Here is a 24683-nt window from a genome sequence, read left to right as displayed (position 1 = left end):
TAAGGCCCTTGACAACAACATAGTATCCCATCAGCAAAATCTCTGGCTAGCATTTCTTTAAAAAAACAAAATCGGCTGTCAAAAAATTATTCAACAACCGATTTCAATTCTATTTACTGAATATCCCTTCTTACCGAAGGTTCGCAGTGCAAAGATCGGACGGATAAAGCAGCGGACGTTAACCCAAAAACAGCATTTTTTTGCTCATTTCCGTCGATATGCCCGGCCGGAAAACCGCCCCCTGAGCACTAACCGGCAGGTATACAGTACCTTCAGGCAAAATCAGACGGATTCTGCCCGAATTCTTCCCGGAAAGCCCGTGTAAAGTAAGAAAGGCTTTCAAAGCCCACCTGGTAGGCCACTTCCGACACCATACCCGAGCGGCTTCTGAGCAATTCAGCAGCCCGGTGCAGCCTGTATTTACGGATAAACTCTACCGGTCTCAGGCCGGTAAGCGTACGGGTTTTGCGCCGAAGCTGATCGGGGCTCAGGTGCAGCGAAGCCGCCAGGTCATCCATTGAAAATGCATTGTCGGACAAGTGATGCTCGATCACCTCTTTCAGCTTTTCAATGAACAGCTCGCCGCCCGACTTTAATTTGCGTTCACGGGGCCCGATATCCACAATTTTCATCTCGAATTTGTTGCGGAGAATTTCCCGCTGCCGGATCAGGGTTTTCACCCGCGTACGGATTTCCGTGGTATGGAAAGGCTTGGTCAGGTAGGCATCCGCACCGAATTCAAAGCCCTCTATACGGCTCTCTACAGAGGCACGGGCCGTCAGCATGACCACCGGGATATGGTTGGTGGCTTCCTGCGTTTTCAGTGAGCGGCAGAAGGCCAGACCGTCAAGCACGGGCATCATCAGGTCACAGATCACGAGGTCAGGCAGGTAAGCCGTAGCTTTTTCGAGCCCCTGGCGGCCGTCTTCCGCTTCTATAACCCGGTACTGTTCGCCGAAAATCTGCCTGAGGTAATGCCGTACATCCCGGTTGTCGTCAATGATCAGCAGCAATACGCCTTCCCGGGTGCCCGGCTCCTCTTCTTCCCGGTAGATTACGGGAGCTTCTCCTTCCGGACCGGCCAGGTGATCTTTCCAGGTCTCCGGGTCGGTAGGGAACGTAAATGTAAAGCAGCTGCCCTCGTTTTTACGACTTTCCGCCCGGATCTCTCCCTTCAGGATGACCGAGAGCTCTTTTACCAGGGCCAGGCCTATTCCCGTTCCCCCGGCAACCGTATCCTCCGCCTGGTAAAACCGGTCAAAAATGTGCGGGAGGTGCTCTTCGCTGATTCCCTGCCCGCTGTCTTTTACTTCCATGGCCGCATGTGTGGCATCGGGGTAAGAAAGCGTGACCGAAACGCGGTCGCCGGGGCGGGTAAATTTAAATGCATTCGAAAGCAGGTTATTGACAATAGCCTGCAGCTTTTCGGTATCTATCCAGGCCATCCGCTGCTCTTCGGGCACCCGGATGTCAAAGGCGGTTTCCCGGCTGTCGGCCAGCGACGAAAAGGCTCCGGCATGCGTACGGATAAAATAAACCAGGTTTTCCCGGCGTATTTCCGGCTGCATCTCGCCGGCCTCCATTTTGCTGATGTCGAGCAGGCGGTTGATCAGGCTCAGCAGCTTTTGGGCATTGCGCTTCATGGGCACAAATACGCTTTCTGCCGGGTATTTCCGGATCAGGTCTTCCAACGGGCTCAGTATCAGCGTCAGGGGTGTTCTGAATTCGTGCGACATATTGGCCACAAACCGGGTTTTGGCATTATCCAGCTCAATCAGCTTTTCCGATTGCTTCCGGTTGAGATACAATGCCGCAGCCACTTCTGAGCGCTCTTTGTACAGCAGGCGAAGCATGGCCCCGGTCAGGAAGGCCACAAAAAAGAAATCCAGGATAAAAACGGCCTGCAGGAGGGTCATCGGGATGAAGAAGTAGAAGCTTACATTCCGAAGATAAATAATGCCCGTAGGAATATACAGCAGCAGCGGAACCATATACCATATATTCGGACGGCCCCCGGCCCCGTACACCCGGACAATGAGATAGACAAAATACAGGATCATCAGCCCCAGCAAACCTATCACCACCCTGTTTACGCTGGCGTGGCTGACCCATAACTGGATAAAGAGATTAGCAATACCCACGGCCCCGAAAAAAACGAGCACCCGACGGGCACGCGGGTAAGTTTCGCGGATATTCAGCACTTCATATACATAATAGCACATGGCCGGGAAAAGCAGGGAAACCCCCAGGTAAAAGAGGTAGTTGACCAGGAAGGGGTTGCCGGGAAACAGGTAGCCCGATTCACCGCCCAGGTTAAGGTAATTAAGGCACAGCGCAATGCCCCAGAAGCTGTAGGCCCTGAAGCGGGTATCTTTAAAGAGAAAGAGCAGCAGGGCAATATGGAAAAACAGCCGCATCACCACCATTCCTATCCGGAAGCCGTCGGAGTTGTAGGTCTGGTAGAAGAAAACCTCGTCGGCCAGCACCACGTTAAACAGGTTGTACTGGGAATTGGTTATTTTCAGATAAGCATAGGAAGAATCGGGAAAAGCCGAAAAATCAAGCGGAAAGGCCGGGTACCGGCCGGGTATGGGGTGCTCCTCAAAAGGCGTAAGGTCTCCGGCCCGGCTTACGGTATACGTGCCGTCAGCGGCAGGCAGGTACAGGTCGGCTATATCGAGGTAAGGGTTGTTCAGGTACAATATGAATTTCTGCTGTGAGCCCGGCGGACTTTTCAGCGGGAACCGCACCCATACCGTATAGGGTGAGAATTCAAATACGTAAAGCGGCTTCCGGAAGTGCTCAAAAGGCCGGAGGCGCACGTCTTCCAGCGATTGCCCACCCGAGGAGTCGACATAGAACTGTGTATCGGGAGTGAGGTTGATCTCATCGCCGGCGCGGGCGGGCACAGCGGCCAGCGCCCACCCCAGCAGCATAAGCAACAAAGGTCTCATCATCATATCATGGCTGCATCTTTCTGCAGGGTATCGGGAACCCAAAAGTAATAAAAAACCGGCTTAAAGCCCGGCCAGGAAGGCCACTGTATCCACGCCGTCGGCGTAGTCCCACAGCTCGGGCGACTGCGACTGCCCGAAGGGGATCCCGTCTTCCCGCATTTCGGTCACAATGCACTGTATATTCTCTTTCTGCGCATCAAGCGCACCAAAAACCCGGTCAGCCTGTTCGTATTCTTCGTAAAAGACCGTGGAAATAGGCGAATGGAGCGCATCTGATTCTTTCAGGAGCAGGAAACCGTTATCGAGGTGCCGGTCGCCGTTCACCAGGAAGATCGACTTGTTATAGTCGTAATTGTTGACATATTTGGAATGCAGGGTGATGCCGTTCCAATATTCAATTGCCTCAAAAAAAGTAGTGAAGTCATAGCCCCGGGGCACGTACAGCTTGGAGACGTTCCGGCACCCCAGCCCGAAATATTCAAACAGGTCATTACCGAGGTCAGAGAGCTGTGTACGGCTTTCCTTACCGCTTAAAACCGCTACCGAAACCCGGTTTTTACGGATGATATGGGGTTTCCGGCCAAAGTAATACTCGAAATACCGCGAGGTATTCCCGCTGCCTGTGGCGATATAGGCATCGAGCCCGGTCAGCTTGTCGGCGGCTACCACGAACTCATCAGCGGCCGGGTTGATCTCCTTCATTTTCCGGATCAGGAAGAGGGTCAGCACTTCATCCTGGGCCGAAGGCTTATAATAGGCGATATGGCCGGAGAGAACGGTATGGATGAGGTCCTGGAGGCCCACCAGCGGGATATTGCCGGCAGCCACGATACCGATTTTCCGGCGGGCGGCAGGTTCAAAAAAGGAACGGTCGTACCGCGACACCAGGGCATTTAATTTAGCTGCATCCAGGAAATTTTCAGCCACACCGGTCAGCGCCAGCCGGATGTTATCGGTGGTGAACCAGGGATTACGCGACCGGGCAGCGGCAAATAAATCCTGCATTTCTTCAGTAGCTGCATGCCTCAGAATATAGTCTCCCAATTCTGAAAATAGTACTATTCTCTCTTCCAATTTCATTTTTTTCTAATTCCTACTGATTTTATAGATTTATCGTAAAATTACAAACATAAATGAAACAAAAGGTAATTATATTTGTTATTGTTTAATAACAGAACTTGTTTTAAGGATGGCAATTATTATAACAGATGAATGTATAAACTGCGGAGCCTGCGAACCGGAATGCCCGAATAATGCAATTTATGAGGGGGGAATGGAATGGACGTACGGTGGCGGAACCGCCTTATCTGAAGTTGATTTCAGCGATGGTACGGTCATCAGCGGTGCTGCTAAAATGAAACCGGTGTCAGACGAATTCTATTATATTGTTTCGGATAAATGCACCGAGTGTGTGGGTTTTCATGAAGAACCCCAGTGCGCTGCGGTTTGTCCGGTAGATTGCTGCGTACCCGATCCGGATAACGAAGAAGACCGGGATACCCTGCTGGCCAAGAAGGCCTGGCTGCACAATGAGTAATAGCCGGACAGATCTTACGGAACCGCCTGAGGGCGGTTTTTTTATGGGTTTTACCCACAGATAGCGCGGATAAACTCAGATCTCCGGGCAAATATATACTTCCTGCTTGGTAACAAATATTATTTTATAATTTATACAATATACGATATAATATTTTTAACCTCTTTTTACCCGTTTCCCGGGTAAGCGGATGGACAAAAGCACAACTTTTCACCTCTCCCCTGTTATATATTGATTTTACAGAATCTTATATACCGGAATTATATTTCAATATTCTATAATTTCTCAGAATATTATAACATATATTACTATTCCAATAAATAATTATTCTTTTTTATAAATCTTAGAAAATTCTCATATCATTATTTGCAGGAATGAATCTATCTGTCTCAAATTCGCCACAGTTAATTATTCATTATGCCGTATAACCAAATTAAATTATGAGAATTAAAATTTTACTATTACTTTATTCCGTAATCAGCTTTTCAGCGATTGCCGGAAAAACCGCTGAGGGAGACGAGGACCCGGTGAAAGGAAATCCCCTCAAATTATCGGGTTACGTAGATTCTTATTATTTCTACAATTTCAACGGCGTTACCACTAACCTTGGTGCTTCGGGCTTTGAACGCATCTTTGATCACAACGCCAACAGCTTCCAGGTAGGAATGGCCCAGCTGAAAACCACCTACACCACCCAAAAGGTAGAAGGGGTTATTGACCTGGCCTTCGGAAACCACGGCGACCTCGGCAATTACGGCAACGCCTACAGCCCCATCGGTATGGAGTTTGGCAGCACGGGCCTGGCCATCAAGCAGGCGTATATTTCCTGGCTGATCAGCGACCGGCTGAAGCTGACCGCCGGGCAATACGGCACGCACATCGGGTACGAGGTGATCGATGCCCCGCTCAATTTCAATTACTCCCTTTCCAACCTCTTCGGCAACGGCCCTTTTTACCATACCGGGGTCAAGCTCGATTATTCGGTTTCCGATAAATTCGGGCTGATGGCGGGCATCACCAACGGACTGGATACCAAGGAAGATTTTAACAAGAAGAAAGGCATCCAGGCCCAGGTATTTGTGCAGCCCCTGAGCGACTGGTCGGTATACCTCAATTATTTTGGTTCAGACGAAGGAACAGACAGCCGGAATTACACCCACTGGCTGGACCTGGCCACCACCTACCAGGTGACCGAAAAGCTGCTGCTGGGCTTAAATGCCACACAGGGCGCTAACGTTACAGGAAAATGGGCCGGTGCCGCCCTGTACACCCATTATGATTTCAGCAAGACTTTCAGCCTGGGCGCGCGCCTCGAACATTTTGACAACAAAGAAGGCGGGATATACCTGACCGATGCGAACGGCAACGGAGTGGCTACCACGGGGATCACCGTAACCGGCTCGTTCCAGGTGTCGCCCAACCTCATGATCAAACCCGAATACCGGTACGATTCGTACAGCCACGGCAGTTACGAGACCTTCCAGCTGCCGGGAAAAGACGGCTCGCTCAGCAAAAACGCGCAGTCTACCCTGGGTGCTGCCATGATATTCTATTTCTAATCTAAATTGTTCAAATAAAATGGTCAAATCTAAACTTTCACCCTTACCTTTCTTTATCCTGCTGGTGGTTACCGTACTGGCATTTTTCTTCCCGTTTGCCCCGAAGAGTATCGTTACAGAGGGCATTAATGCCGCCGACACGGCCTGGGTGCTTGTATCGGCCGCCCTGGTGCTGATCATGACTCCCGGCCTGGCTTATTTCTATGGCGGCATGGTGAACACCAAAAACGTAATCTCTACCATGCTGCAGAGCTTCATGGCCATGGGCATTATTTCAGTGGTATGGGTAGTGGTAGGCTTCAGCATTGCTTTTGGCGACAGCGTAGGCGGTTTCTTTGGCAACCCTGCCTCGCATTTCCTGCTGAAAGGCGTAACCGATGCACCGGCCTGGGGCACCATTCCTTTCCTGCTTTTTGCCTTTTTCCAGCTGAAATTTGCCGTGATTACCCCGGCCCTGGTTACGGGCTCTATGGCTGAAAGGGTAAACTTTAAGGCTTACGTGGTTTTTATGGTGCTCTTCAGCCTCCTGATCTACGCTCCCCTGGCGCACATGACGTGGTCACCCGGCGGGTTCTTCTATAAAATGGGTGTGCTTGATTTTGCCGGTGGAACAGTGGTGCATATGTCGGCCGGATGGGCCGCCCTGGCCGGAGCCATTTACCTGAAAAGAAGGCGTTCACATGCCAACAACGACTTCCTGCCCCCGGCCAATGTACCGTATGTTCTGCTGGGCACGGGCCTGCTGTGGTTCGGGTGGTTCGGGTTTAACGGCGGTTCGGCGCTCGCTGCCAGTCCGCTGGCCGTAATTGCCTTTGCCACCACCAATACGGCGGCCGGCGCTGCAGGTATAGCCTGGGTATTTTTTGATGCTATCCGGGGCAAAAAGCCGTCAGCCATGGGCTTCTGCATCGGTGTGGTGGTAGGCCTGGTGGCCATTACCCCGGCGGCCGGTTTTGTAACCGTTCCGCATGCGCTGGTGATCGGGGTGGTTGCCGCGGTGATTTCGAATGTGATAGCACACCTGCGAACCAAAACCGCGCTTGACGATACCCTGGATGTTTTTCCCTGCCACGGCATAGGCGGCATGGTGGGCATGATCCTGACCGGTGTTTTTGCTACAGCCACGGTTAACGAAGCCGTAACGGAGCAGGGCCTGTTTTTTGGTGAAAGCTCGCTGTTCCTGAAGCACCTGCTGGCGCTTGTGCTGGCATCGATATTCTCTTTCGGGATGTCGTTTGTGGTGTTGAAGATTACCGATATAATCATTCCTCTGCGGGTGAGCCAGGACGATGAGAATACGGGACTGGACATCAGCCAGCACGATGAAAAGCTGATAGAAGCCTGATTAGTTCCCGGCTTCGCCCGAAGTGACTTCCCGACTTCGCCCGAAGTGACAGGGGGCGGCTGCCTCTTGTCACTTCGGGCGAAGTGAAGATGTTTATAAGCAAGTGAAAACGCGCTTTATCAGGAATGAACCAGGATCTCTTCCGGTTCTTCCACTTCCACCAGCATGTCTTCATTCACTGACTTTAAGCGTACAGGAAGGACGTCGTTAATCAGGAGAGGGTCGTATTGGGCTACGATCCGGATATAGTTGGGCGTAAAGCCGTTCATGGTATCCTGGTGATCGCCTTCTTCAAAGAGCACCGGGTACACTTTGCCGAGGTGCTGCTCATAGAAAGCCCTTTTTTTCTTATCGGAAAGGATATGCAGCATGCGTGAGCGCTCGTTCCTGTCCCTGGCAGCCACCACCGGCCGGATATCCAGCGCTTTGGTATTGGCCCTTTCCGAGTAGGTAAAGACGTGAAGATAGTTCACCTCCAGCTCATTCAGGAAGTTATAGGTATCCAGGAAATCTTCATGGGTTTCTCCGGGGTGACCAACAATCACATCAACGCCGATGCAGCAATCGGGCATCATCTGCCGGATGGCCGCCACCCTTTCGGCGTAAAGCTCTCTCCGGTAACGCCGGCGCATAAGGCCCAGTATTTTATTGGACCCTGACTGCAGGGGAATATGAAAATGTGGAACAAAGCGCTTTGATGCGGCCACAAAGGCAATAATTTCGTTGGTCAGCAGGTTGGGCTCAATGCTGGATATCCGGAAGCGCTCAATGCCTTCCACTTCATCCAGCGCCTGAACGAGGTCGAAAAAGGTGGAGGTGCGGGTTCCGTTAATGATACCGAAATCACCGATATTCACCCCGGTGAGCACCACTTCTTTCACACCGTTAGCGGCGATTTCTCTGGCGGCATTGACCACGTTTTCCACGGTATCCGACCGGCTGGCCCCCCGGGCCATGGGTATAGTACAGTAGGCACAGGGGTAATCGCAACCGTCCTGCACCTTCAGGAAAGTACGGGTACGGTCATGGAGCGAATACGAGGTATGGTATTCGATGGCTTCTTCAATACCGCGGGCAAATACTTTCTGCTCCGCAGGAACCACCGGCGAGGTTTTTTCAAAGGTAGGCAGAAGCTCGTGCAGCCTGAATTTTTCAGAAGCGCCCAACACCGCGTCTACTCCTTCAATTTCGGCTATTTCTTTGGGCTTCAGCTGCGCATAGCAGCCAATGATGGCCACGAAACCTTCAGGGTTGATCTTTTGGGCCTCCTTAACGATCTTCCTGCACTTTTTATCGGCATTTTCGGTTACCGAGCAGGTATTGATAATAAATATATCGGGGTTCTCATTGAACCCTACTTTCCTGAATCCTTTTTCTTCGAAAGTCCTGGAGATGGTAGATGTCTCTGAAAAATTGAGCTTACAACCCAGGGTATAAAATGCTACGCTCTTCATAATCAATGAAAATTATGCAAAGGTAGCTAAAAAAATAACCCCGACGCAAAGCATCGGGGTATTTTACAGGGCTAGTCTCAATATACTTCAACATTTACACTTTTGACGGTCTTGATGATCCGGGCCGCCACTTTATACGGATCTGCGGAAGAATTGGGCCGGCGATCTTCCAGCCATCCTTTCCAGCCGCGTTCCACAGTGGCAATCGGTATCCGGATAGAGGCTCCGCGGTCTGACACCCCGTACGAGAAGGAGTGTATGGAAGCCGTTTCGTGCTTACCGGTCAGCCGCAGGTGGTTATCTGCTCCGTATACCTCGATGTGCTCTTCGACATACGGCCTGAACGATTCACATATTTTTTCATAGGTGGCTCTTTCGCCACAGGTTCTTAATATGCTGTTGGAGAAGTTGGCGTGCATGCCTGAGCCGTTCCAGTCGAGGTCGCCCAGCGGCTTGCAATGCCAGTTAATAGAAATATCGTACTTCTCTCCTATTCTTTCCAGCAGGTAGCGGGCCACCCATACCTGGTCACCGGCTTCTTTGGCGCCTTTCGCAAAGATCTGGAATTCCCATTGCCCGGCGGCTACTTCGGCATTGATGCCTTCAATGTTCAGGCCGGCGTCAATGCAGGCGTCGAGGTGCTCTTCCACGATATCCCGTCCGTAGGCGTTTTTAGAGCCCACCGAGCAGTAATACGGTCCCTGCGGCCGCGGATACCCGCCTTTGGGGAAGCCCAGCGGGGCATTGGTCTCGTTGTCCCACAGGAAATACTCCTGCTCAAAACCAAACCAGAAATCGTTATCATCGTCATCAATGGTAGCGCGGCCGTTCGACTCGTGCGGGGTGCCGTCGCTCGACATTACTTCGCACATGACCAGGTAACCGTCGCGACGCTGCGGATCTTTGCAAATAAATACGGGCTTTAAGATACAGTCGGATGATCCGCCGGGAGCCTGCCCGGTAGAGGAGCCGTCAAACGACCACATTTCACAATCTTCCAGTCGTCCTGAAAAATTACTTTCAATCTTCGTTTTGCTTCTTAAGCTTTGAGTCGGCTTGTATCCGTCCAGCCAGATGTACTCCAATTTTGATTTTGCCATGATGTATCTGAATATGGGCTGTTGTTAAAACTATATTGCAAATTTAATCCCTGAATCAGAATTTTATTTGTGCATATATCAAAAAGTCGAACTTTTATTTGAAGTTATTTATATAATACAATTTATTATTTGAATATTAACGAAATGTATTCCATAAAGTTCTGAAATTGCGTTCCGGGCCTGCTTTCTTCCTGAACCGGGGGTATAAAAAAGGGGGCCGGATGGCCCCCTTCAGATGCGTTTGTGTAAAAAGTTCTGACGGCTTTCGTATACAATTTCATGTTTGATGAGTGCTGCCCGCCTCACCCCCAGGCTGCACGACCAGCCCCTGTAAAATGCATAATGAACTGTTATCCAATGGATCTGCAAGTTTCTCACGCCTTAACCGCATGTACTTTTCCGTACTTACCGAGTGCCGGTGGCCTCAACTTCCGGTTGTGCGGACAACCTCTTTTCTACTTAATCCAAACGTATCTTTTATTCTTCCATAATGACAATACCGGCCAGCTTGGCTTTGTAGGCAATCTTGGACTTCAGCCCGTAATAGCTCCAGTTGCGTAACAGGAGGGGATCTTCGTGGGCCATGTCTTCTTTAACCGACTGGTTAACCAGCAGGATGGTGCCCACCCCTGCCCGGATACACTGGTCAATGAGCTTCCTGCTGTACAGGTGCAGGCGCGATTCAATATAATTTTTCTCTTTATCGCTGTAGTTTTCCAGGCTCTTCAGCTTCTTTTTTCTTCCTTTCCCTCCTTTATTATAAGACGCCGCCATCTGCAGGCGCCGCCGCGAGGCCTGGATCGACAAACGGCGGTAGAGGAATTCTTCCCGGCTGCCGATCCGGAATTCCTCCCGCTCTATTTTTACCACCAGGGGATATTCCATAGAAAGAGAGACTTCGGCGATCCGGGTGGCATCGAGGGCGTGATCCTGCCTGTCGGCTTCCAGGCTTGCCAGCAGGTACAGCCGGTTCTTTTTAATCTGGATAGCGCTCTGCCGCAGGGGGATCTCGCCCCTGGCAATTTTGCGCAGCAGGAGCCGGGTACCCGAGCGGTCACGCCCCAGGTAGGTTTTGAACGGTATTTTGAAGAGTGTAAATGTAAAGTTCTTCCCGTCATCTTCTTCCCGGAGGCGGATATCCCGGCTGCTGAAAGGGATGGGAATATCTTTTTTAAAGTTCGGGATCGATTTATCTCCTTTCCAGTATTCTTCACGGTTGCTCTGGTAGGTGCGGTAAACCGACTGGTTGAGGTTGCTCAGGGTGCTTGACGGCAGTATTTTCAGGAAATGCGAGCTGAGGGTCCGGTAAATGGAATTCATATGCGAGGTGGTCAGGATGCCGTCTTCCTGCCGGCCGGCATCGGCCAGCCTGACCTTCGTATCGGTGGTCAGGTACACCAGGTCTTTCAGCCTGTCCTGCAGGAACAGGTGCGTATGAATCATATTGGCTGCTTTACAGGCCATGCGCTGGTATTCGTAGATGCGGTCGTAATGGGCTTTTATTACTTCCTTATCCCTGGAATTGACGATCAGCTGAATTCTTCTTGTGAGGATTACTTTTTCCATGTTTAATTGTAGTAAATGCCTGGATAAAAAGGGTTCTTACGTTGGCGGGGCTTAGTCCGAGCCGGGTGGCGATCTCCTCAAAAGAGTTGCCCAGCTCGTACCTCAGCCGCAGAATGTCGGCCTGCTCGGTGCTGAGCTGCCGGTCTATCCGGAGGGTGCGCGTGTGGCTCACCTCAGATAACCTGCGGCTGTCGGCCAGGAGGCTTTTCAATTGTTCTATGCATTTATTGACGCGCCGGGCCACTTCGTATTCGCGGATGCCCCCTAAATAAAAGGCAATGCGTTCGTAATTGAAGTCGTATTTCAGGCAAAGCCGTATAAAAAGCTGCTGATCATGCCCCAGGTGCGGTAAAAGCCGGTTCAGGGCTTCCAGCTGGTGCGACTCGCCTTCATCGGGTTCTTCTATTTCGAGCGAGGCCCCGTTCTCCCATTCGGGCGGCTCACCGGGCAGCAGGCTTTCGGGCTCGTCGTAGTCAAAAAACCAGAGCAGCTTCCGCCTGAACTGGTTGCTTCGCCGGCTGTGGTAGGCTCTGCCGGCCTCTTTTACCTGGCCGCTGATAAACCGGTGCAGGTGGGCCACGTCTTCAATGTTTTCACGGAAAATCCATAGGCGGAGGAAGGCCTCCTGGGTAGCGCAGTGGGCGTCCAGGTCTTCACGGATATACCGGTAGGCCCGGTAAGCATACCATTGGTAAAAACGGCTGTAAAAATAGGTCAGTCCGGCTTCATCGCCGCTTTTTAGTTTGTTAAGATAGGTGTTTTCAATTGTCTTTGTCATGTTATGTAAGGGTTTAGCATACATACGCCTGCCCAGGCGTGCATATCCTCTTGCGGAAAGGCCGGTTTATTTCTTATTTCCGGCACTGATCCTGGCTTCGATCAGGTCGATCAGCTGGTAAATAAGCTTGACTTCTTCAGCCAGTTTTCCGGTAAGATCTTTGACTTCTACTGCTTTTAGCAGCCCCAAAAGGGCATCGCGGTATCCGGAGGGTTCGTTTAGCAGGATCTCGGCTTGCATAAGTTGTTTTGTGATTTTAGGTCATTATCGATTTTCGATATAAACATACCTATTATAAGTATACGCACCAAATATTCGTATCGGATTCTAATATATTTATATCGATTAACCTGAAAATAATGAACAGCAAAAACCACAGGACAAGCTTTGGAAAGTATCTCGACCACAAATCAGTGAACCAGGCGGCACTGGCCCGTGCCACGGGCATCAGGCCCAACCGGATAAGCGAATTTGCATCGAAAGACTGCCTGAAAATGCGGGCTGACGAGATCTACCTCCTGGCCAAGGCCATGAACGAAGCTCCCTGTCACTTGCTGGAATATCTTTACAGAGATATTAAACGCCCCTCCAGGGGTATGCGGTAGTTGTGCTTTCAGGGATAGCCGGGTGGTTTCTGCTGCCGGGATCTGTTCATTATAATTTTGTTTAAAAGGTATAGAAATTACACAAAGCAACAACGGAGAAGCGGGATATTCCAGTTGTATGCGGGATATTATAGTTATTTTACGGCATAAATTATCTACCTTTACACATCCTTTTAAATAAAGGACCACGTTTGAACTCGCTACGATTATGGAACCAAAAATTCACGAAGGACGCAACGTAAAACGATTCCGCGAGATGCTGGGAATCAAGCAGGAGGCCCTTGCCCATGAGCTGGGCGAAGACTGGAACCAGAAGAAAGTGTCTCTGATGGAGCAGAAGTCCGTACTGGAGCCCGAGGTACTGTACCAGGTGGCCAAGGCGCTGAAGATACCCGATAGCGTTATTAAGAATTTCGACGAGGAAAAGGCCATCACCATTATTGCCAATACGGTCAATAATAACGATCATTCCAGCGGCAACGCGCTTTTCAATTATTATCCTACCATTAATCCCCTGGAAAAGATGGTGCAGCTGCACGAAGAAAAGATCAACCTCTATGAACGGATGCTGCGCGAAAAAGACGAAATGATGCTCCGGCTGGAAAAACTGATCGGCCGGCCCCTGCAATAAAATAAAAACCATGAATGCAGAAGCAATGTTGTATCCCTGCATTCATGGAAGGTTATTGTTTCACTCTTCTCCAGTTCACCGGAAGCTTCTCCGACTAACGTGCGGAATTCATAGCTGCCGGGCCTTACACCCGGTATAAATTCCTTCATCTCTGATCCGTGTAATTTACCCGTAAAACAGAAAATTACCGTTTCACTTCCGTGTTGCTCTTGTGTTAATACGTCCCGTTACCGAGCAGGCAATTACATGCCCATAATACCCAAAATTAAAAGAAGCAACACCACGATGACTCCTACTTTCTCTTTCATAACTATACTATTTACTTTCTATTTCTAGGATTACACACTTAATTCGGTTCTAAATTATAACAAAAAGAAATAAGGCTATATATACAAATGCATTTTTTTATTTAACGGTACCGGCCCTGGCAGCCAAAAACAGGTTTTTCAGCCCAAAAAGGCTCTTCGTATGGCCCGACAAACAGATAACATAAAATACAAGTTGTTTATTATAAACATGTTAACCTTTTTTGCTCCTTATGAAACCAGCCCGGAAAGCTCAAAATATGATTTTATCATTGTTTTTGGGGCCTGCAGGTAATTTGACCAAAAACAGGAATGCTCCGTATTTTTCGATATTTTCGCCTTTTATAAACCTGTAATCATCTATGATGCGAAAACTATTACTCCTGGCAGGTGTGATCCTGCATGTACATGTAACGGCTCAGCACAGGAAACCCGAAACCGTAAAGGCCAATTACGACCTGACGGCCAGGTTCTCTCCTGCAAAGCTCAAAACTAAAATTTTTTCTACCGAGGTGAGGCCCAGCTGGATCAATCACTCCGACCGTTTCTGGTACGAATACCAGACCTCAGCAGGGAAAAGCTGGTACCTGGTAGATCCGGCTACCCGCTCAAAACAGCCGCTTTTTGATAACGCCGACCTGGCCCGCCAGATCACCCGTATAGTCAGGAACCCGTTTGATGCCCAGCACCTGGAAATCGATAAGCTGGAATTTACCGACGATGAGAAGCGGATCCGGTTTGAAGTAAAGAGCACCAGAGACACCCTCAAATCAAAAGAGGAAATCAAAAAGCTCAAAGTAAAATCAGATACGCTGAAGAAGAAGGTCTTCTTCCTGGAGTACGACCTGGCCACCCGCCAGGTGAAAGAGCTGGCCGATTCACTGAAAGAGAAAGCACGCCCCGACTGGGCTTCTTACTCGCCGGATACCATGCGGGTGTTTTTTGCCCGGAATTACGACCTGTACTGGATGGACAGGGCCAATTTTGAGAAAGCCATCAAAGACGAGAAAGACAGCACCATTACCGAGCACCGGATCACCCGTGACGGCGTACAGTATTATGCCTGGGGCGGTGACGCCTACAGCACCACTACCGGCGACGAGAAGGAAGACGAGAAAAAGCGGAAAGGTGTACGGCTGAGCTGGTCTCCTGACGGGAAATATTTTGCGGTGACCCGGAAAGACAACCGCCACCTCAGCCCCCTGTGGGTCATCAATAACGTGGGCGGTAAGCGGCCCACCCTGGAAACCTACAAGTACCAGATGCCGGGTGAAACCGATTCGACAGAGGTAGAGCTGCACCTTTTTGATGCCCAAAACTTTACGTCGAAACAGGTTGCCGTTCAGGCATTTAAAAACCAGACCATCGGGATTTTCGGAAAAGAGAGGGACCGCCAGAGCTACACCGGGAAACACTATATCAGCTACTGGCTGGGCAACGACCGGGAGTTCTATATCAGCCGCTCCAGCCGCGACCTGAAACGCATTGATATACTGGCCGTCAATACAGACGGTACCGTAAGAAATGTGCTCAGCGAACGGTCTAATGTATACCTGGATATTAAAAAGCCGTACCTGGTGAACAACGGCAGCCAGTTCATTCATTGGTCGCAACGCGACGGCTGGGGCCATTTCTACCTTTACAATTCAGACGGAACCCTGGTCAGGCAGCTGACTTCGGGCGAATACAACTGCGAAGATGTTACAGGTTACGATGCCAAAACCCAGACCTTTACGTTTACGGCTAACGGACGGGAGAACGGTGAAGACCCGTATTATCTTCACCATTATGCACTTTCGCTGAACGGCGGCGAGCCGAAATTGCTGAACAAAGGCAATTTTGACCACCAGGTTTCTGTAAGTGAAAGCGGCCGGTTTTTTGTCAACAATTCATCGCGGGTAAATACCGTACCGGTTTCAGCGCTCTACGATTCAAAAGGAGCCCTGCTGATGAAGCTGGAAGAAGCCGATCTTTCACAGCTGCTGGCCGGCGGCTATAAATTTCCGGAGCCGTTTAAGGTGAAGGCAGGCGACGGGGTCACCGATCTTTACGGGGTCATGTATAAGCCGTTTGATTTTGATTCGACCCGGGTATATCCTATTATAGAATATGTATACCCCGGCCCGCAGACCGAATCGGTGAACAAGGCTTTCGGCCGCAGCATGGACCGGGTAGACCGCCTGGCCCAGATGGGTTTTATTGTGATCACGGTAGGCAACCGCGGCGGGCACCCGGCCCGGTCGCAATGGTACCATACCTACGGGTACGGCAACCTGCGCGATTACGGCCTGGAAGATAAAAAAGTGGCCATTGAGCAGCTGGCAGCGCGCCACTCCTTCATTGATATAGACCGGGTAGGCATTACGGGGCACTCGGGCGGGGGCTTTATGTCTACTGCGGCCATGCTGGTGTACCCCGACTTTTTCAAAGTGGCGGTATCGGCGGCCGGTAACCACGAAAACAACATTTATAACCGCTGGTGGAGCGAGCGGCATCACGGGGTAACCGAACGGGTGAGCGCCAAAGGCGACACCACGTTTGCCTACCAGATTGAAAAGAACACCGAACTGGCAGGAAACCTGAAAGGAAAGCTGCTGCTGGCCACCGGTGATATTGACAACAATGTGCACCCGGCCAACACCATCCGGATGGCAGACGCCCTCATCAAAGCCAACAAACGTTTTGATTTTGTGCTTCTGCCCGGTCAGCGGCACGGTTTCGGCAATATGACGGAATATTTCTTCTGGAAGATGGCCGATTATTTTGCCGAGCACCTGCTGGGAGAGTCCAGACGCGATGAAACGGATATCCTGGAAATGAACCGGGAGCTGCCTCAAAAGCGGTAAGCCCGCTTACAGGGTATAGTGTTAATAAAGCTGCCGGGATCTCTCCCGGCAGCTTTATTCTTATACGGCGGCCATGTTCTGAAAAGCAGATCGCAGCCTTATTTACGATTCTTCGCGGCTTCCCTTATACATCGAATATTTCACGAGGCGGGCGGGTAGCCCGCCGTTCATGAGGTCGGTTTTGAAGCCGGCCTTCAGCCCTATTGCTTTCAGGGCTTCCAGGTCAGAGCTGATGATCCAGGCGTCATAGCCTTCGTACCGCTGCTTCAGCGTGTCGCCCATACGTTTATAAAACAGCTCTATATCGGTCATCTGCAAACGCTCTCCGTAGGGCGGATTGATCACCACCACCCCACCCGGCTCTTTGGGAGACGATTCAAAAAAATCTTCCTTCCGGATGCTCAGGTATTCATCCATACCGGCTTTTTCCGCATTTTGGGAGATGATATCCATGTTCCGGCCAAGGATATCGCGGGAGTATATTTTGAGGCCGGTATCCCTGATTTTACGGGAAAGGCCGTACCGGACCTTTTCAAAGAGATTTGCATCGTATTCGTTCCATCGCTGAAAAGCAAAAGTACGGTGCATGCCCGGCGGGGTCCGGGTTCCGATCAGGGCGGCCTCGATACCGAAGGTGCCCGAACCGGCCATAGGATCTACCAGCGGCTGAGCGGGCGTCCATCCTGACAGGAGAAGGATGCCCGCCGCCAGCACCTCGTTAAGCGGGGCCTCGTTGGCTACCTTGCGGTATCCTCTTTTGTCGAGGCTTACTCCTGAAGAATCAATGGATACCGTTACCCGGCTCTCGTGCACCCGGAGGTGCAGGTAAATATCGGGATCGCGGGTATCTACCCCGGGCCGGCGGCCGTACCTGGCCCGGAAGCGGTCGGCAATGGCATCTTTTGATTTCAGCGCCACGTAGTGAGAGTGGCGGAAGACCGTGCCGCTCACTACCGGGTCGATCACGAAGGTCTGTTCAGGCGAGAAGATATCTTCCCACGGGAAATCTTTGATGCGGTTATACAGCTGGTCTTCATTGCCGGCCGTAAATTCAGCCAAAGGTACCAGCACCCGCAGGGCAGACCGGAGCGCCAGGTTACAGGTGTACAGCAGGGTGTCATCACCGGCAAAGCTCACCGCTCTTTTCAGCACTTTGACCCGCTCACCTCCCAGGGCTGTTATTTCATCGGCCAGCGTCTGTTCCAGTCCCATGAGGGTGGTGGCCACCATTTCGTATTTTTCCATCACCAGGTTATCGGTTCTTTTCCGTGTTGTTGCAGGTATTCGTTGGCTTGTGAAAAATGCCGGTTACCGAACCACCCGCCTGAATTGGCCGACAGCGGTGAAGGGTGACGGGCTTTCAGAACGAGATGCCGCGATGTATCAATAAATTTCCCCTTGTTTTGCGCGTAGCTTCCCCACAGTAAGAAGACCAGGTTTTCTTTCCCCTTATTCAATGCGTGAATAACGGCATCGGTAAAGGTTTCCCAGCCCCGGTTCTGGTGCGAGCCGGCCTGTCCGGCGCGCACGGTGAGCGTGGCATTCAAAAGCAGAACGCCCTGCTGCGCCCAGCGGGTCAGGTTACCCGACGGCGGAACGGGTGTACCGATATCGTCTTTGATCTCTTTAAAGATATTGTAGAGCGACGGGGGAAAAGGAACGCCGTCGTTCACGGAAAAGCACAGGCCGTGGGCCTGCCCGGGACCATGGTACGGGTCCTGCCCCAGGATGACCACCTTCACGTTGTTCCAGGGAGTCATCTGAAAAGCATTAAAGATGAGGCTTCCCGGCGGGTAGCACACGGTGGTGCGGTATTCTTCTTTCACGAAATCGGTCAGGCGTACAAAGTAGTCCTTTTCGAACTCGCCTCCCAAAACTTCTTTCCAGGATTCTTCTATTTTTACACTCATTCGGCTTAAAAAAACTTGGGGGTTTTTGAATTCCGGTAAAATTATCATTTTATTTACAAATAAATTGACGTTATCTGACCGGCAGCCTGATTATTTACGTATGATATCTGCAATTACCAACGGGATCAAAGTCAGCGTACTTGCTGAATTCCAGCCGTTTTATTCGCAGCCGGAGAGAAACCTGTATGCATTTTCGTATACCATCCACATTGAAAATACTACAGAGAATACCGTAAAGCTGCTTTCGCGCCACTGGAAGATATTCGATTCTTACGGTACATCGTATGAAGTCAACGGTGACGGCGTGGTGGGGCTCAGCCCGGTAATTGAGCCTGGTGAGTTTTTTGAATACACTTCGGGCTGTAATTTTGCTTCTACCATAGGCAGGATGCACGGCAAGTATATCATGCAGCGGGTTCGTGACGGTCGTTTATTTGAAATCAATATCCCTCAGTTTATCCTGGAAGTACCTTATATCCGTAATTAAATACTCTACACATAATATGTTTTTTGATTTTCTGAAATACTACCTGACAGCGGGCAATGCCCACAGTATCCACTCGCCCTTCCTTTTTGATCTTTACACTAAAGTGTATAAAGATTTCACTCCGCAACCCGAGTTTGAGCAGATTGAAGCCATCCGGTCGGCCCTTAAGAACAATCCTGAGATGATCAGCATTGAAGATATGGGTGCCGGCTCACGGATCACCAATTCGCTGGAGCGTACCGTAGAAGACATTGCCCGGAAGTCGCTTAATTCGCCTTTCTGGTGCCAGTTTTTTTTCCGGCTCATCCGTCATTACGGCTATAAGAACATCCTGGAGCTGGGAACTTCACTGGGGGTGACCACCTCGTACCTGTCCATGGCCGTTCCTGACGGGCAGATATGGACCATTGAAGGCTGCGAGAGCACCCTGGATGTAGCCCGCCGCGGATTTGAGCAACTCGGCTTACGGAATCTCATCCTGGTTAACGGCAATATCGACAACTGCCTGAAAGAGATCTCCGAACGGGCCGCACCGCTTGATTTTGTACTTTTTGATGCCAACCACCGCTACAAGCCTACCATGAAGTATTTCGAGCTTTGCTATGCCCGGGCTGGAGAAAACAGTGTTTTTGTTTTCGATGATATTTACTGGTCACCCGAAATGAAGAAGGCCTGGAAAGAGATCTGCAGAGACAAGCGCGTGACCCTTTCGGCTGACTTTTTCCATACCGGTCTCGTATTTTTCAGGCCCGGCGTGCGGAAGCAGCATTTTGTGCTGAAGTAATCAGAACGGGTAACCGATACCGAAGTTCAGGTTGAGGCCGTAAGGCTGGTTTCTGCGCAGCGAAAACCGGTCCAGCACGAAGCGGTCGCCTTCAGGCCGGCCCGGGTCGATCACTTTGATCCCCCAGTCGAAACGGAACAGGAAGAAGCTCAGGTCCCAGCGAAGCCCGAAGCCGGTACCCACGGCGATCTCCTTGTAGAAACGGCCGAAGTCGAAGTTCGACCGGTTGTATTTTTCAGGGATATTGATCTGGTGCCATTTCCATACGTTCCCGGCATCGAGGAATACAGCCATCTGGATGTTCCCGGCAAAGCGGATGATGTTCCGCCGGTATTCGAGGCTGCCCTCAAGGAGGATATCGCCCGGCTGCGGAATGGTATTTCCTACGGAAGTGGTATCTGAGGCGGAAGAGCCTGTGCCCAGCGAGCGCGGTGCCCAGGCGCGGATGCTGTTGCTTCCTCCCACAAAAAAGCTTTTATCGTAGGGAATAGCCCGGTTTTTACCGTACGGGTTGGCCACCCCCACATTCACCCGGAAGGCATAGCTGCTTTTGGGCGTAAGGTTAATGCTGCGGCGGTAGTCGGCGTTGATCTTCACAAACCGGAAATAGGCCCGTACGGAATCCGGTCCGCTGCTCATGGGAAACAGGTCTTCTACCCAGCCCATGCGGTCTTTGTCTTTCAGGAAGTTAAGCGCCGTTCCGGCCGACTCCACAAACAGGCGGAAGAAGGTAGAACTGGAAAAAGGCCTGGAGGGATCCTGGTTATTAAAAACGTAATTGGTATTAATGGAGGATACAAACTGCGGGTCAAAGGTCACTTTCAGGTTATTGCCTATCCGCTGCAGGGAGTCAAGGGTACGGTAAAACTCCCGTCCGGAGGCGTTGCTGGCATAGCTGGTATTGACCAGGTAGGCGTCCAGGAAATTGAAATACAGGATAGCGTTTTTACTGAGCTGCAGGGAATTACCGGCGGTAAGCTTGAAATTGGTACGTGTGCCCCAGAAGGGCTCCGAATAGTTATAGCCCAGCCCGAAAGTGGTACGCGGGTTCATGAGGTTGATCTTCTCCCCTTTGGGATGAAAGGGCAGCATCACCGGCAGGGTGATGTTCAGGTTACCGCCCAGCTCCAGGCTTCCGCGGATGGCGCTTTCTGAGGTACGGATGGGCGTGGGCTGTCCTTCATACGAGCCGCGAACACCCAGCTCTATCACTTCCAGCCCGCGCAATACGTTCCGCATGGAGAGCGAAACCGGCACTCCAAACCCGAAAAAGCTGTTGCCGTCGGTATAAATGTTGTTAATGCCCGGGCTGATACCGAAGGTAAAACGCTCCTGCACCGGGGCAAAGTATTCCAGGGCCAGGCGGGCCGAGTCGGCTATCTTCAGCTGTGAGCTGGCAAAGGAGAACTGGTTAAAAAGAGAAATCTGCCGCTGGGTTTCATAAATGGCCCCGCTGCTGAAGAGATCGCCGGGTTTGGTGAAGATCCGGTTCCGGATCAGGCCCAGCGGTACCGCATTATCCAGCCGGATAAAGTTGACTCCGCGGATAGTGGTGGTATCGGGGGCGGTCTGCGTGCTCCGGTTATTCGGGTCAAAGGTTTTAAAGCTTACCTCAGAGAGGTAGTACCGGATGTGCTTCCCCGGTTCCGGGTTGAGGATCTCCACGATCAGGTTCCCGCGTTTCCGTTCCCGGAAAAGCGCCTCGCTCTCTTCATAGTTGGTTACCCCGTACGTAATGTACCGGTTATTAAAGGCATAATAGCCGTTATTTTTGAGCAATTGTTCGATCCGGAGCTTTTCGGCCTCCACTTTCTGGTGGTGCAGCGGGTCGCCGGGCTTAAGGGTGCGGTTTCTGCGGTCGGCATTCAGCAGCGAGTCTATAGCCGGGTCTTTCACCACATAACGGATGGTATCGATGGTGTACAGCTCGTTCTCTTTCACGGTGTAACGTACGTTGTGCCGGCCTTTCCTGCCGGCCGCCAGCAGCTCGCCGGTAACGGCGGCATCGCGGTAGCCCCGGTCAAAAAGGTATTTTTGCAGGCGCAGAGCGGTTTCTTCCACCTCTTCTTCGGAAATGTATACCTGCTTTTCGCCCACGTTGGCATAAAACCAGGCAATGCCCTGGCTTAACGAGCTTTTGTAACGGTCTATCTTCCGTTCTATGCGGCTCGCTTTCTTCAGGGAATATCCCGTGCTGTTTTTCAGTTCGGCCAGGCGGTTTTCCTGCCTGATCGCCTTCCGCTCAAATTTCAGGGAGTCAAAGGTATTCTGGCCGAAATTGTACCACCATACCCGAGGGGTAAACGGCAGGTTCAGGGGTTTGGAGTTTTCCCTCTGCGCAAACGGAATAATGAGCTCCAGCTCTTCCTTATATACTTTATCGTTCCCCCTGAACTCGTTTTTCCATAATAATAGCTTATTTTGAGGCGGCGGTATATTATTTTTACAGGAAAACAGAGTCAGCCCTGAAACAAAAAACAATACATATAAAAAGGGCTTCTGCAAAGGCAAACACAGTTTATGATTTCAAAACAACAACAAAAATACATTCAATCTCTGCATAATAAAAAATACCGTACAGAATACGGTGAGTTTTTGGTGGAAGGCGAAAAGGGACTGGACGAGCTGCTGGCTTCCGATTTCGAGGTTGTCCGGCTCTTCTGCTCCGAAGAATTCTCTGCCGGAAGGTCTCTCAGCGGGCATCCGAGGGTACACGAGGCGATCATTGCACCGGTTTCTGCCATAGCAGCGGTTTCCACCTTCAAAAGTAATTCCGCCGGCGTGGCGGTTGTAAAGCAAAAACGTCCTTCCCCGCCCCAAAATTTTGAGAAGGTTACATTAATTTTAGACCAGATTCATGATCCGGGGAACCTGGGCACGGTGATCCGTCTGGCCGACTGGTATGGTATCCGGAACGTGGTTTGCAGCCCGGAAACCGTGGAATTCTACAATCCCAAGGTGATCAGCGCCACCATGGGCTCGTTCACCCGGGTAAATGTATTTTACACGCCCCTGCCCGCTTTTCTCCACCGGTTCGGCCTGCCGGTATACGGCGCCGACCTGGAAGGGGCCAATGTGCATCACCACGATTTTGAGGAAAAGATCGGCCTGGTCATCGGTTCCGAGTCGCACGGGATATCGCCTGAAGTAGCAGCCCTTCTCAAGGCCCGCATCACCATTCCGCGGATCGGTACTGCTGAATCACTGAATGCGGCCATGGCCACCGGCATTATCCTGGACAATATATTCCGGGGAGTATAGGCTCATTTTTTGCTCCTGATCCGCGACAGGTGTTCCGGGGTAATGCCCAGGTAAGAGGCAATGTACCCGAGGTTGACCCGTTTGAAAATATCGGGCATCTGCTCCAGGAGGCGGCTGTATCTTTCTTCTGCCGTACAAAAAGCAAAGAGCTTCATGCGTTCGTCCAACAGCAGGTAATTGTGTGTAACCAGCAGCCTGCCCAGCCTTTCCACCACCGGGTATTGCTCAAATACGGGTTCCAGCTTGTCGTATTGCAGGGCCCAAACGGTGGCATCTTCCAGGATCTCTATGTTGTATTGACTCGGCTGGCCGGTAAACAGGCTGTCAATAGCGCTTACAATGCCGTTTTCTGCTGTAAACCAGGCGGTCACCTCGCGTCCGTCTTTGTGATAGAAAACCCGTGCCAGTCCTTTCTCCAGCAGGTAAAAATACCGGCAGATATCGCCGTTTTGCAAGAGGAACGTGCCTTTCTTCAGCTGGTGAACAGACAGGATGCCGTTAATGGCTTCGGCCGTTTCCGCATCAAAAGGCGCAAGAAGCCGGAGGTGATGGATAAAGTAGTTCATTATTGTTTTTTATTAATGGGTGAATGAATCAGGTGACGGGTTGATATATCGTCATTTGTAAACCGGTGTCAACTTACGTTTTTTCAAGAACAAATCAGCATTGACTGAATTCAATTATTTATTCTGTACGATCCGGTGTTCCGGTATTCCAATGGAATTTCTCTCTTATAGGGCAGCCGGTAGCACTTTGATATTGCATATCTGCGCCAGTTCCAGAACTTCCACAGATCCATTCTGAAATTTCTGTACAGCGGTGTAGTGTCTTCTTTGTGCTTTGCCCGATATTGCTTGTACAGATAGCTTACCTGTTCAAAACCGCGATCATAATCATCCGTGGATTTCAAATAAATCTCACTGATAAAGAAATTCCCGCTGCCATTGCTATACAGGTACTCGTGAGAGGAGGCATAGTCATGGCTTACCAGGTTCAGAAATTTACTCACGGATTTATGGTTAGTCACCGCGACAAATAATGCCCAAAACAAAAGATATCTTTTCATCATCTGAATTTGTCCGGGTTTTTTGTAATTTCCTCAAAATATCCATCCGGTATCCGGGCCTGGTAGGGAAGCCGATAACAATCACAGGTCAGATACTCCCGCCAGCGCCAGAATTTAAAGGGATATATCCGGAAGTTCCGGTATAACTGCCTATCATCACCGGGATTTTCAGCCAGATAGCTTCTGAATTCCTGCCGGGCCAGTTCTGCGCCGTTGTCGTATTGAAAGCCCACCGTCACAAGTCTTTGATTGAAGGCCCTGTTAAACTTACCTGTACTGTTGAAATACAGGTAGGTTTCAGGCGAATCGGCTGTCAGAACCCGGATTATGCTGCTGCCCCAATAGGTATTGGAGCTAAGAATAAGTACTGCGATACTCAGGTATTTTTTCATATGTATAAAATTTAGCTTTCAGCCTTCAGCTATCAGCCGCAGCGGCGGACCGCTTATTCATGGGCCGGTTGGTGATACGTCACCCGGTGTGCCCGACTTC

The 24683-nt window shown here is 50.7% G+C and carries 22 protein-coding genes; 9 read left to right on the top strand and 13 right to left on the bottom strand.

From position 1 onward, the window contains the following. Positions 1-272 precede the first annotated feature (272 nt). Complete coding sequence (locus AB2U10_RS08735) at positions 273-2960, bottom strand: response regulator (protein ID WP_367914946.1); 2688 nt, start codon at positions 2958-2960, stop codon at positions 273-275. A gap of 57 nt (positions 2961-3017) precedes the next feature. Continuing rightward, positions 3018-4037 (bottom strand): aldehyde dehydrogenase family protein, encoded by a 1020-nt coding sequence (locus AB2U10_RS08730; protein WP_367914945.1) that lies wholly within the window; start codon positions 4035-4037, stop codon positions 3018-3020. A 109-nt stretch (positions 4038-4146) separates the two neighbouring features. Between AB2U10_RS08730 and AB2U10_RS08725 the strand changes: the two genes are divergently transcribed. The 3 genes from AB2U10_RS08725 (at position 4147) to AB2U10_RS08715 (ending at position 7398) form a co-directional block, all read left to right on the top strand. Next, a complete protein-coding gene (locus tag AB2U10_RS08725; RefSeq protein ID WP_367914944.1) occupies positions 4147-4494 on the top strand; it encodes a 4Fe-4S binding protein in 348 nt (115 codons plus the stop codon). Between the two features lie 440 nt (positions 4495-4934). Then, the gene (locus tag AB2U10_RS08720) at positions 4935-6053 is read left to right on the top strand and encodes a porin (protein ID WP_367914943.1); all 1119 of its coding nucleotides are present in this window, start codon (positions 4935-4937) and stop codon (positions 6051-6053) included. Between the two features lie 19 nt (positions 6054-6072). Next, complete coding sequence (locus AB2U10_RS08715) at positions 6073-7398, top strand: ammonium transporter (RefSeq protein ID WP_367914942.1); 1326 nt, start codon at positions 6073-6075, stop codon at positions 7396-7398. 119 nt (positions 7399-7517) lie between these two features. On the opposite strand, the gene mtaB is transcribed toward AB2U10_RS08715, so the two are convergent. From mtaB to AB2U10_RS08690, 5 genes are all read right to left on the bottom strand, one after another. Then, entirely contained in the window at positions 7518-8852 is a 1335-nt protein-coding gene (gene mtaB, locus AB2U10_RS08710) for a tRNA (N(6)-L-threonylcarbamoyladenosine(37)-C(2))-methylthiotransferase MtaB (RefSeq protein ID WP_367914941.1), read from the bottom strand. A 77-nt stretch (positions 8853-8929) separates the two neighbouring features. Beyond that, positions 8930-9952, bottom strand: a complete 1023-nt coding sequence (locus AB2U10_RS08705) for a glutamine synthetase beta-grasp domain-containing protein (RefSeq protein ID WP_367914940.1) — start codon at positions 9950-9952, stop codon at positions 8930-8932. Between the two features lie 477 nt (positions 9953-10429). Then, on the bottom strand, positions 10430-11518 hold the full coding sequence (locus AB2U10_RS08700) for a hypothetical protein (RefSeq protein ID WP_367914939.1): 1089 nt from the start codon (positions 11516-11518) through the stop codon (positions 10430-10432). Next, complete coding sequence (locus AB2U10_RS08695) at positions 11463-12296, bottom strand: sigma factor-like helix-turn-helix DNA-binding protein (protein WP_367914938.1); 834 nt, start codon at positions 12294-12296, stop codon at positions 11463-11465. The genes AB2U10_RS08700 and AB2U10_RS08695 overlap by 56 nt, the downstream gene beginning before the upstream one ends. 66 nt (positions 12297-12362) lie before the next feature. Further along, the gene (locus tag AB2U10_RS08690) at positions 12363-12536 is read right to left on the bottom strand and encodes a hypothetical protein (protein WP_367914937.1); all 174 of its coding nucleotides are present in this window, start codon (positions 12534-12536) and stop codon (positions 12363-12365) included. Positions 12537-12655: 119 nt separating this feature from the next. Between AB2U10_RS08690 and AB2U10_RS08685 the strand changes: the two genes are divergently transcribed. From AB2U10_RS08685 to AB2U10_RS08675, 3 genes are all read left to right on the top strand, one after another. Next, positions 12656-12901 carry a helix-turn-helix domain-containing protein gene (locus tag AB2U10_RS08685; protein ID WP_367914936.1) on the top strand — a complete coding sequence of 82 codons (246 nt, stop codon included), beginning with the start codon at positions 12656-12658 and terminating at the stop codon, positions 12899-12901. Positions 12902-13109: 208 nt separating this feature from the next. Continuing rightward, positions 13110-13532, top strand: a complete 423-nt coding sequence (locus AB2U10_RS08680; protein ID WP_367914935.1) for a helix-turn-helix domain-containing protein — start codon at positions 13110-13112, stop codon at positions 13530-13532. Positions 13533-14199: 667 nt separating this feature from the next. Next, a complete protein-coding gene (locus tag AB2U10_RS08675; protein ID WP_367914934.1) occupies positions 14200-16683 on the top strand; it encodes a S9 family peptidase in 2484 nt (827 codons plus the stop codon). 102 nt (positions 16684-16785) lie between these two features. Here the strand turns inward: AB2U10_RS08675 and AB2U10_RS08670 are convergent, their stop codons facing one another. Further along, positions 16786-17928: a THUMP domain-containing class I SAM-dependent RNA methyltransferase gene (locus AB2U10_RS08670; protein WP_367914933.1), complete on the bottom strand. Its 1143-nt coding sequence runs from the start codon at positions 17926-17928 to the stop codon at positions 16786-16788. Beyond that, positions 17928-18593 (bottom strand): uracil-DNA glycosylase, encoded by a 666-nt coding sequence (gene ung / locus AB2U10_RS08665; protein ID WP_367914932.1) that lies wholly within the window; start codon positions 18591-18593, stop codon positions 17928-17930. Before ung ends, AB2U10_RS08670 begins: the two co-directional genes overlap by 1 nt. A 100-nt stretch (positions 18594-18693) precedes the next feature. Between ung and apaG the strand changes: the two genes are divergently transcribed. Then, a complete protein-coding gene (gene apaG / locus AB2U10_RS08660; protein ID WP_367914931.1) occupies positions 18694-19080 on the top strand; it encodes a Co2+/Mg2+ efflux facilitator ApaG/CorD in 387 nt (128 codons plus the stop codon). A gap of 16 nt (positions 19081-19096) precedes the next feature. Continuing rightward, positions 19097-19864, top strand: a complete 768-nt coding sequence (locus tag AB2U10_RS08655) for an O-methyltransferase (protein ID WP_367914930.1) — start codon at positions 19097-19099, stop codon at positions 19862-19864. On the opposite strand, the gene tamL is transcribed toward AB2U10_RS08655, so the two are convergent. Further along, on the bottom strand, positions 19865-22369 hold the full coding sequence (gene tamL, locus AB2U10_RS08650) for a translocation and assembly module lipoprotein TamL (RefSeq protein ID WP_367914929.1): 2505 nt from the start codon (positions 22367-22369) through the stop codon (positions 19865-19867). Positions 22370-22384: 15 nt separating this feature from the next. Here tamL and AB2U10_RS08645 point away from each other — a divergent pair, with 15 nt between their 5' ends. After that, a complete protein-coding gene (locus AB2U10_RS08645) occupies positions 22385-23125 on the top strand; it encodes an RNA methyltransferase (RefSeq protein WP_367914928.1) in 741 nt (246 codons plus the stop codon). A 2-nt stretch (positions 23126-23127) separates the two neighbouring features. Here the strand turns inward: AB2U10_RS08645 and AB2U10_RS08640 are convergent, their stop codons facing one another. The 3 genes from AB2U10_RS08640 to AB2U10_RS08630 all read right to left on the bottom strand — a co-directional run bounded on the left by AB2U10_RS08640 (position 23128) and on the right by AB2U10_RS08630 (position 24583). Further along, complete coding sequence (locus AB2U10_RS08640; protein ID WP_367914927.1) at positions 23128-23691, bottom strand: Crp/Fnr family transcriptional regulator; 564 nt, start codon at positions 23689-23691, stop codon at positions 23128-23130. A 110-nt stretch (positions 23692-23801) separates the two neighbouring features. Next, complete coding sequence (locus AB2U10_RS08635; RefSeq protein WP_367914926.1) at positions 23802-24134, bottom strand: hypothetical protein; 333 nt, start codon at positions 24132-24134, stop codon at positions 23802-23804. Between the two features lie 56 nt (positions 24135-24190). After that, positions 24191-24583, bottom strand: a complete 393-nt coding sequence (locus tag AB2U10_RS08630; protein ID WP_367914925.1) for a hypothetical protein — start codon at positions 24581-24583, stop codon at positions 24191-24193. Positions 24584-24683: the final 100 nt, after the last annotated feature.

Source organism: Leadbetterella sp. DM7 (genome assembly GCF_040829825.2).
Lineage (GTDB): Bacteria > Bacteroidota > Bacteroidia > Cytophagales > Spirosomataceae > Leadbetterella.
The sequence above is the reverse complement of the archived record's forward strand: the minus strand, read 5'-3'. Positions and strand labels throughout refer to the sequence as shown.

What these genes read in the sequence shown, in the direction of transcription:
- AB2U10_RS08735 (WP_367914946.1), bottom strand. Translation starts at nt 2,960, where the DNA reads ATGATGATGAGACCTTTGTTGCTTATGCTGCTGGGGTGGGCGCTGGCC.
- AB2U10_RS08730 (WP_367914945.1), bottom strand. Translation starts at nt 4,037, where the DNA reads ATGAAATTGGAAGAGAGAATAGTACTATTTTCAGAATTGGGAGACTAT.
- AB2U10_RS08725 (WP_367914944.1), top strand. Translation starts at nt 4,147, where the DNA reads ATGGCAATTATTATAACAGATGAATGTATAAACTGCGGAGCCTGCGAA.
- AB2U10_RS08720 (WP_367914943.1), top strand. Translation starts at nt 4,935, where the DNA reads ATGAGAATTAAAATTTTACTATTACTTTATTCCGTAATCAGCTTTTCA.
- AB2U10_RS08715 (WP_367914942.1), top strand. Translation starts at nt 6,073, where the DNA reads ATGGTCAAATCTAAACTTTCACCCTTACCTTTCTTTATCCTGCTGGTG.
- mtaB (WP_367914941.1), bottom strand. Translation starts at nt 8,852, where the DNA reads ATGAAGAGCGTAGCATTTTATACCCTGGGTTGTAAGCTCAATTTTTCA.
- AB2U10_RS08705 (WP_367914940.1), bottom strand. Translation starts at nt 9,952, where the DNA reads ATGGCAAAATCAAAATTGGAGTACATCTGGCTGGACGGATACAAGCCG.
- AB2U10_RS08700 (WP_367914939.1), bottom strand. Translation starts at nt 11,518, where the DNA reads ATGGAAAAAGTAATCCTCACAAGAAGAATTCAGCTGATCGTCAATTCC.
- AB2U10_RS08695 (WP_367914938.1), bottom strand. Translation starts at nt 12,296, where the DNA reads ATGACAAAGACAATTGAAAACACCTATCTTAACAAACTAAAAAGCGGC.
- AB2U10_RS08690 (WP_367914937.1), bottom strand. Translation starts at nt 12,536, where the DNA reads ATGCAAGCCGAGATCCTGCTAAACGAACCCTCCGGATACCGCGATGCC.
- AB2U10_RS08685 (WP_367914936.1), top strand. Translation starts at nt 12,656, where the DNA reads ATGAACAGCAAAAACCACAGGACAAGCTTTGGAAAGTATCTCGACCAC.
- AB2U10_RS08680 (WP_367914935.1), top strand. Translation starts at nt 13,110, where the DNA reads ATGGAACCAAAAATTCACGAAGGACGCAACGTAAAACGATTCCGCGAG.
- AB2U10_RS08675 (WP_367914934.1), top strand. Translation starts at nt 14,200, where the DNA reads ATGATGCGAAAACTATTACTCCTGGCAGGTGTGATCCTGCATGTACAT.
- AB2U10_RS08670 (WP_367914933.1), bottom strand. Translation starts at nt 17,928, where the DNA reads ATGGAAAAATACGAAATGGTGGCCACCACCCTCATGGGACTGGAACAG.
- ung (WP_367914932.1), bottom strand. Translation starts at nt 18,593, where the DNA reads ATGAGTGTAAAAATAGAAGAATCCTGGAAAGAAGTTTTGGGAGGCGAG.
- apaG (WP_367914931.1), top strand. Translation starts at nt 18,694, where the DNA reads ATGATATCTGCAATTACCAACGGGATCAAAGTCAGCGTACTTGCTGAA.
- AB2U10_RS08655 (WP_367914930.1), top strand. Translation starts at nt 19,097, where the DNA reads ATGTTTTTTGATTTTCTGAAATACTACCTGACAGCGGGCAATGCCCAC.
- AB2U10_RS08645 (WP_367914928.1), top strand. Translation starts at nt 22,385, where the DNA reads ATGATTTCAAAACAACAACAAAAATACATTCAATCTCTGCATAATAAA.
- AB2U10_RS08640 (WP_367914927.1), bottom strand. Translation starts at nt 23,691, where the DNA reads ATGAACTACTTTATCCATCACCTCCGGCTTCTTGCGCCTTTTGATGCG.
- AB2U10_RS08630 (WP_367914925.1), bottom strand. Translation starts at nt 24,583, where the DNA reads ATGAAAAAATACCTGAGTATCGCAGTACTTATTCTTAGCTCCAATACC.